Consider the following 6,625-nt stretch of genomic DNA (forward strand, 5'->3'; position numbering starts at 1 on the left):
AACGATCGGGCTTTGTAACAGGGTCAACCGTTTGATTACCTGACATTGATACAACATCAAAAGCGGCTTCAAGATCACCGAAATACATTGTGTCGTCGTCTAACTGATCACAAATAACAATCTCATATCGACCTAATAGCAAACCGTTTTGAATTAACCAAACCTGCTCACCGTCTGCTGTGATACTTGCTGCGAAGTCTGTGAAGTTATTTTTATTACAGAATAACTTTGAATTAGCATCGTAAGTATCAGGGATTAATTTAACTGCTGTTGCTAGTAGGTCATATACAGAGTTAATATCTCTACCCCATTCACCAGAAAAACTAGATTTAACTTGAAGAATATCTTCGTTATATCCCGCTGTAATAGGGTTAGTAATCTTTGTATCAGTCAAACGCGTTTCAATATCTGCAACAACAACTTGTGCCACTTGATCAGCGAGTACTTGACCAACAAGCGACGCTGTATTCGCTTCGATATCGAACTTTGAAATATTAATTACTTCGTTTGTTAGTTCAATACGTGTTGTAACTTTAACAAAGTCCGACAATGTAGTTGTATAACTCTGTACCGCTGAAAACGGGATATTACCGCCTTGTGTCGGTCGTGAAGCGCTAGGAAATTGTGAAACGTATACATTACGATAATTAGGGTTATCTGTTGAGTGTTGACCAATATTCGACAATAGGGACGACGTATTAAACGCCGCCTGTGTAATATTATCTGATAACTCTTGTCCTGATAGACTAGGGTTATAGTTAAGTGATTTTAAGTATTTTTGTAAGTTCATATATAAAACCTCCTATTACGCTTGGCAAACTAGAACGGCTAGTGCTTCGTGATCTGCTACAGTTGAACCGAAGATTTGATCGACATAGAAGCCAACTGTATCAGGGATTGTATAAGGGTCTTGAATAGAGTTAGCCGAACCGTTATTAGGTGTTAATAGTTCGTAAGCCGCTTTGAAGTCACCGAAAATAATAGGCGAGTTACCCGCGTCAATATCGTCGATAGTCTCATTTAGAATAATATTAGCGCCGAATAGACTAATCTTACGTGTCCAAACGCCATTGTCTTGTAGCACGTTTTGAATATTAAACAGTGAACGTCCCTGTGTATCTTTCAGCGTCTGCATTAGATAAGAAAGAGTATTAGGATTCATTGCGAATTGTGAGGTTGCTTGGCTGCGCTCTGGTACTGTCAACATTAGTGTGTATAGGTTCGCCTCTACTGCTGCGGCATCTGCTCCGATACCGTTAGCATCTAGGCTGGCAACTGCTGCGAACGTCTCACGATCACGTGTTGCTGCTGGTTGTAGCGCTTCAGCGTAGTTACCGATACGATCGATTGCAGCGTTTGTGATACCGCGTAGGTGGTTTGGATCGTCTTTAGTACCTGCGCCTGTGCCGTCACCGTGAAGGATCTCTTCCTGCATTGTGATAGCGAACTGCTCTGATAATAGTTTCATCAGGTTGCTTTGTACTGCTACATCTGACTGGCTCAACACTTCCGAAGTAAGGCGAGGGAAAGCGTACATTTTAGTGAATCGACCTGCGATAGTTGCGTACTCTTGAGCGTCTGTTTCGTCAACTGCTGTGAAGTTAACGTTTTCCGCTGTTAGCAAAGCAGTAGGTCGAGTTGTTAGAGTTGTACGACGGTAATCTAGATTATCAGTACCACGTGAACCGATAGCCGATAGAATAGCGTTATTAACAATCGCCTGTTCTAGAACGTCTGTATTAAGTTCTGCTTCGTATAGCGCTGGATTTCCATTTAGTGGCAAGCCCTTTGTATATTCAGAATAGTTTTTAACACCTGATTCCATCCAGCCTTTAAAGTCATGTGCTTTAGTTGCTTCTTTTTCTGAACCGCCGTTAATCATATCGATTGGCGAGTCAATATTAATATTCTTTGTATTGCTTTCTTTTACTGCTTTTACTTCTGCTTCGATTTCTTCGATCTTGGCATCCATTGCCATAATTAAATCTTTCATATTAAATATCCTTTAGTTGTATTATTATTTTTTCGTTTAACTGCGAAACCATTCGCACCAACTAAAGGAAATCTATCTACAACATCCCATTGTAAATTCATTCCTTACAAGGATATTTATCGGTTTTGATTTCTTATAAATACACATAGAAACAAAAAGGAGAATATATGATATATTCAAATTTAAACCTTTCTATAATCGAACCGACATTCGATTATAGAGTAGTCAAACAATAAGGATTTCCCCTTGTTATTATGATTGGTGTTTCAGTTGTCGGATACTAACTTTCATTGCAAAGTTATTGAAAACACACTCAACCTTTTTAGGTTTTGGATACAGAAAAGAAGTTAATAGATTAATAGATGTATAGGGTTATATTGTGTATTAGGAATTGAGTTCTGTTTTGTAGTTGTTTTCACACCTGCTAGGGTGTCTTTATGTAGTTGTTATAGGAAAATCCAATCCATAAGGATATAACAACTAAAACGTATTAGTTAAATCCGTTCCTTCGGTGCAGTCCATTGGCTAATATTTGTTATCCCGTTTTGCTAACTCCTTATACTAGACATTCTCTTCATTGTGTCTTTTCTAGCAACGCGGGATTTTTTGCGTCTGTATAAAACGAAAAAAGCAGCCCGTTAGGACTGCCTTTAATTTGTTATCGCTTTTATAAAACCTGCATTATTGAACCGACATTCTAGCAAGTAAACCGAAGCGATTATTTAACCCTTGATAGTCCTACTGTGTGCAGACTTAGGTAGATGAAACTAGTAATGTATTCCAGTTAACCGTTATGTAACACATTACTAGGTATTTAGCCTTTCAGGAAATCGCCTAACTCGGAAACGATATCCTTTGATTTCTTATTAGGTGCTAATAGTCGAGCGTTAATATTCAACTGCTTGATTGCTTTATCTCGTGTATTAATTGCGGGGTTCTCTTGATACTTGGTTTGACCTGTTGAACCTGTGATAATAAGCAGTGATCCGTGTTCGTTAATATTCTGCTGTGCTTCTTCGATTGTTGTAATCAAACACGCGCTAGATTCTGCTAACTCATCTAGTATAGTGTTCACTTCTTCCATGTCTGACTTGATTTTACGCGCAATATCGCGCTGTCGTTTGGTTAGATTCTTCATCCTTAAATCCCCCTTTTTATTTTTATACGATTATTTTAATTTTATTTTACTCACTTCTTATTCACTTTGTTTCCCTGTGATTACCCTAAAAAACGCCTAAAGTTATAATATTTCTTTTTGACAGTTTCACAGGGGTTCTTCCTCCCCTAAGCCGTTACGCCATGCACTCCCCCACCCTGCCTTTATATATCAATAACTTATAGTGATCATAGACACCACACCACCAATGCGCTATACCAGTGCAATACATGGGTTATTGTGTTTATTATTAATAATATATTCATTGCAATGAATAATCATGCAGTTGTATTACACTTGAACAGTTGTACAGTATTGACGTAGTTATATTATTGTAATTGGTGATACAGGGGGGTTAATGGTGCGATATATAGGAGGGGTTAAAGCGTGTACTTCTGTGTGGTAGGCTACGCCCTTTGATTCGTCATTAGGAATACACAATATTCTGCTATCTGTAATATCTCGGCTTGTGAATGGGCTTTAGTTAAGGCGTTACCCTGTAATGATTCATTGTAAGAGGTCATTACATTTATATAGGATATAGTATCCTGTAACTCCTGCTCTAACCCTACTATATAAGCGTGTTCTTCTGGTTCTCTGTTCATTCGCTCTCTTAATAGGGTAGGTGTCCACGCTCCCGAACGGGGTACACCCATATTTTCAAGATCATCTCTTATCCATTCTAAAGGTCGCCACCTTAAAACGTGTCTTTTAATATCTGTAATCATCTTATAATCCCTTGTTCCTTTAACTCTTCCATATTATCCCTTAACAGATCAAGCGCTTCTGTAATAGATACCGCTCTTTTGAATGATTTCTTAATACCTAAATTTCCTTCGCTTGTACAATAGAAATCATTGTCCATTATATAACCGATTATTAACTCTAGTGCTTGATCTTCTGTTAGTGGTTGTTGTTCGTGCTGGTTCATTCTTACTCCCTCTGTTATTGAGGAAATAGAATAATCGTCTATTTGACTTCAATTTCACTCCTAATAAATACCTTTGTAAATGTTTGTGGTAATTGTTGTGTGATTGATTAGTCAATTGATACTTTAATGTTAAGCGCTGTTTGATTTTGTATTACGTTCTCAAAATCATCAGTGCTTTTTTTGTCTTCGTGTAAAGCCCGTCGTGAAGTAATAAGCAATCGTCTTTGTTTTCGGTAATACTTCGCATTGCTTTAAGCGCTTCCATTTCGTAATACTGATAATACAACGAAACAAACTTTCCTCTGTAATTAACTGATCTTGGGTATCTTCCGTTTTTATTATAGAAATCTCTTATCTTATCTTGTTTGACTGCGTCCAATAAATCTAACTCTCTTTGATTACAACAATTATCTGTTATTTCAGTTCTTAACTTTGTTAACTCCGAAATAAAAGCCTGTGTGAACTTGTGAGCCTTGATTTTCTTAATAGCCCAATCTGGCGCATCTACCTTTGTGGTGTGGACTGGATTATTTGAAACTGATATAGAAGATCCAAGGCCTAGCGCTGTAATACAGGTTTTTACGTCGTCGATATCTGCGCCTGTGTCTTTGGCTATCTGATTTCGGTACTTCGTGCGGTCTTCCGTGTAAGCCTTGATTGTTGGATATTTGCTTGGGTTATTAACCTTTGATAGCAATATACTGTAAGCCGCTGTATTCATATCAAAACAGGTGTAACCATCCAGAACAATTTCACGCATTGCTTTGCTTAGTGATTGTAAGCCAAAAGCCCCCTTTGTATATAAACGCCCTGATCTTGATTCGTTGTAATATTGGTATAAAACGCCTCCTGATTGCTTCGCTGCTTCTCCAATAGCCCAAATATACAAACGTTCTCTAATATCTAACCCGTTCCCTGTGTCGCTAACAGCGCTTTCTATAGCCGCTGTGTTTGGCTTCATATACGTCATTTCGTCGTATACTGTCGGGATTGCTTGTTGAGGTAAATCTAGAAAGTTGTAGTTCCGATTAAACGCGAAGTGCTGATCTAAGTCATTCAAGAATTTAGGCGAGAAATCATAGCAAGCCGAATAAACGCCCTGTATACCATCAGCCCGTTTGTATAGTGGCGATTGAAGCAAATCATTATAGAAATCGAAAGCCATTAGTTTTGATCCGTCAACTGTAACGCGCTTTAACATCTTAACTTTGTAATCTCGCCCGATTGAATATCCGGCGTGTTGTGGGTGCGTTATCTCGCCTGTTATTGCCTCTGCGATTACATCAGCGAACGCCTTTTTCTTGGTTCGTTCCCACTCGCTTATCTGTCTATTCAAACGCGGGGAGAGGTGGCACGTCTTTATTTCTAACAGCCCAGTATTAACTAGGTACTGACTGATTATCTCTTTTATCATATTACTCTCACTTGTTAGTTGAAACCAACTACTTCATTACATTCGTAGTGGTTACAAATATCAAGAAATCAACAAACTAAAGTTTGTCTCTTTCTTTTCTATTTGGTACTTCTTTCTCTCTTTCTTATCCAAATATATCTATATCATATAGTGTGTCCTCTTATATATCATATAGTGTGTCGAGTTTATTTTTTCTTCTTCTCCGATTTCTTTCGTTGCTCCTCAACAAGTCGTTTTTGTTGCGCTTTGCTTAGTGCAAAAAATTCATCGATATTCATTATTGGTAAGTCCCCTTTTTGATTCGGTCAACAACTGATTGAGACACTTTGAAGTGCTTCATAATAGATCGAATAGTGTAGCCCTCATCTATTGCCGCTTTAATTTCTTCCGCTTTGTCTAGGTGCTTCGCTGGTCGCCCTGCTCTTTTCTTTTCTAACATTTCAACCCCTTTGTTCGTTGTATTGTATTTATAAAAAACACGTTATCTATATTGATATTATGACTTAAATTTTAGTCATAACTAAAAACACCACCTAAAGTGGCGGTATATAATTTTTAAAATCACCAAGTTCCGGTAAAACACTGAATATTTCTATTTTCTATAACAGCAAATACTTGACCTATTTCCTTACCTATAACTCGAATTATTTTCTTGCCTCGGCGGTGTGACTCAAATTCTATCTTATCGGTTATTAAACTAAAAAGTTCAGTACATTTAACTCTGTACTTAGCCGAACCATTCAATACATCTTTCCAAGTATTAATAACATCAGCGTAATCATTTACATCTTTTTTACGCCGCTCTTGATTTAGTAGTTCTAATTCAGATTCTTTGTCATCCAACAATAAAACAACCGCAGCCGAAACATTTCCCTGCTTTTCTTTAATTCGTACTTTTAGTGCTTGTATTTCACTCTGTATGGCTTGTATCCGCGCTTTAAGAACCTCATCAGGTTCATTGTCTTGGAATAAGAAAGAGAAGTTCACACGCTCAAATACAAGCCTTAATAGCGCTTCTTCTGCCAATTTATGATTGATAGAGGAATTAGAGCAATTACCGCCATGTGCCTTATTCGAACAAATTAATTCTGCGTATTTTTCGCCGCTTGAGTTCTTTTTATAACGCATATA

General features: G+C 37.7%; 8 protein-coding genes. All 8 read right to left on the reverse strand.

Annotation, left to right across the window (positions count from 1 at the left end; translation table 11 throughout):
* The coding region (locus RH85_RS16375) for a phage major capsid protein (protein ID WP_006713814.1) at positions 1–790 on the reverse strand (790 nt) is incomplete at its 3' end.
* A 15-nt stretch (positions 791–805) separates the two neighbouring features.
* Positions 806–1,993: a phage major capsid protein gene (locus RH85_RS16380; protein ID WP_006713815.1), complete on the reverse strand. Its 1,188-nt coding sequence runs from the start codon at positions 1,991–1,993 to the stop codon at positions 806–808.
* A gap of 814 nt (positions 1,994–2,807) precedes the next feature.
* Positions 2,808–3,131 carry a hypothetical protein gene (locus RH85_RS16385; RefSeq protein ID WP_006713816.1) on the reverse strand — a complete coding sequence of 108 codons (324 nt, stop codon included), beginning with the start codon at positions 3,129–3,131 and terminating at the stop codon, positions 2,808–2,810.
* 425 nt (positions 3,132–3,556) lie between these two features.
* Positions 3,557–3,877: a hypothetical protein gene (locus tag RH85_RS16390; protein WP_006713817.1), complete on the reverse strand. Its 321-nt coding sequence runs from the start codon at positions 3,875–3,877 to the stop codon at positions 3,557–3,559.
* Positions 3,874–4,080 (reverse strand): hypothetical protein, encoded by a 207-nt coding sequence (locus RH85_RS16395; protein WP_006713818.1) that lies wholly within the window; start codon positions 4,078–4,080, stop codon positions 3,874–3,876. Before RH85_RS16395 ends, RH85_RS16390 begins: the two co-directional genes overlap by 4 nt.
* A 151-nt stretch (positions 4,081–4,231) precedes the next feature.
* On the reverse strand, positions 4,232–5,494 hold the full coding sequence (locus tag RH85_RS16400; RefSeq protein ID WP_006713819.1) for a hypothetical protein: 1,263 nt from the start codon (positions 5,492–5,494) through the stop codon (positions 4,232–4,234).
* 277 nt (positions 5,495–5,771) lie between these two features.
* Positions 5,772–5,933: a helix-turn-helix domain-containing protein gene (locus RH85_RS23195; RefSeq protein WP_006713821.1), complete on the reverse strand. Its 162-nt coding sequence runs from the start codon at positions 5,931–5,933 to the stop codon at positions 5,772–5,774.
* 122 nt (positions 5,934–6,055) lie between these two features.
* A partial coding sequence (locus RH85_RS23050) for a hypothetical protein (protein ID WP_006713822.1) occupies positions 6,056–6,625 on the reverse strand: 570 nt, incomplete at its 5' end.

It is taken from the genome of Vibrio ichthyoenteri ATCC 700023 (assembly GCF_000222605.1).
GTDB lineage: Bacteria > Pseudomonadota > Gammaproteobacteria > Enterobacterales > Vibrionaceae > Vibrio > Vibrio ichthyoenteri.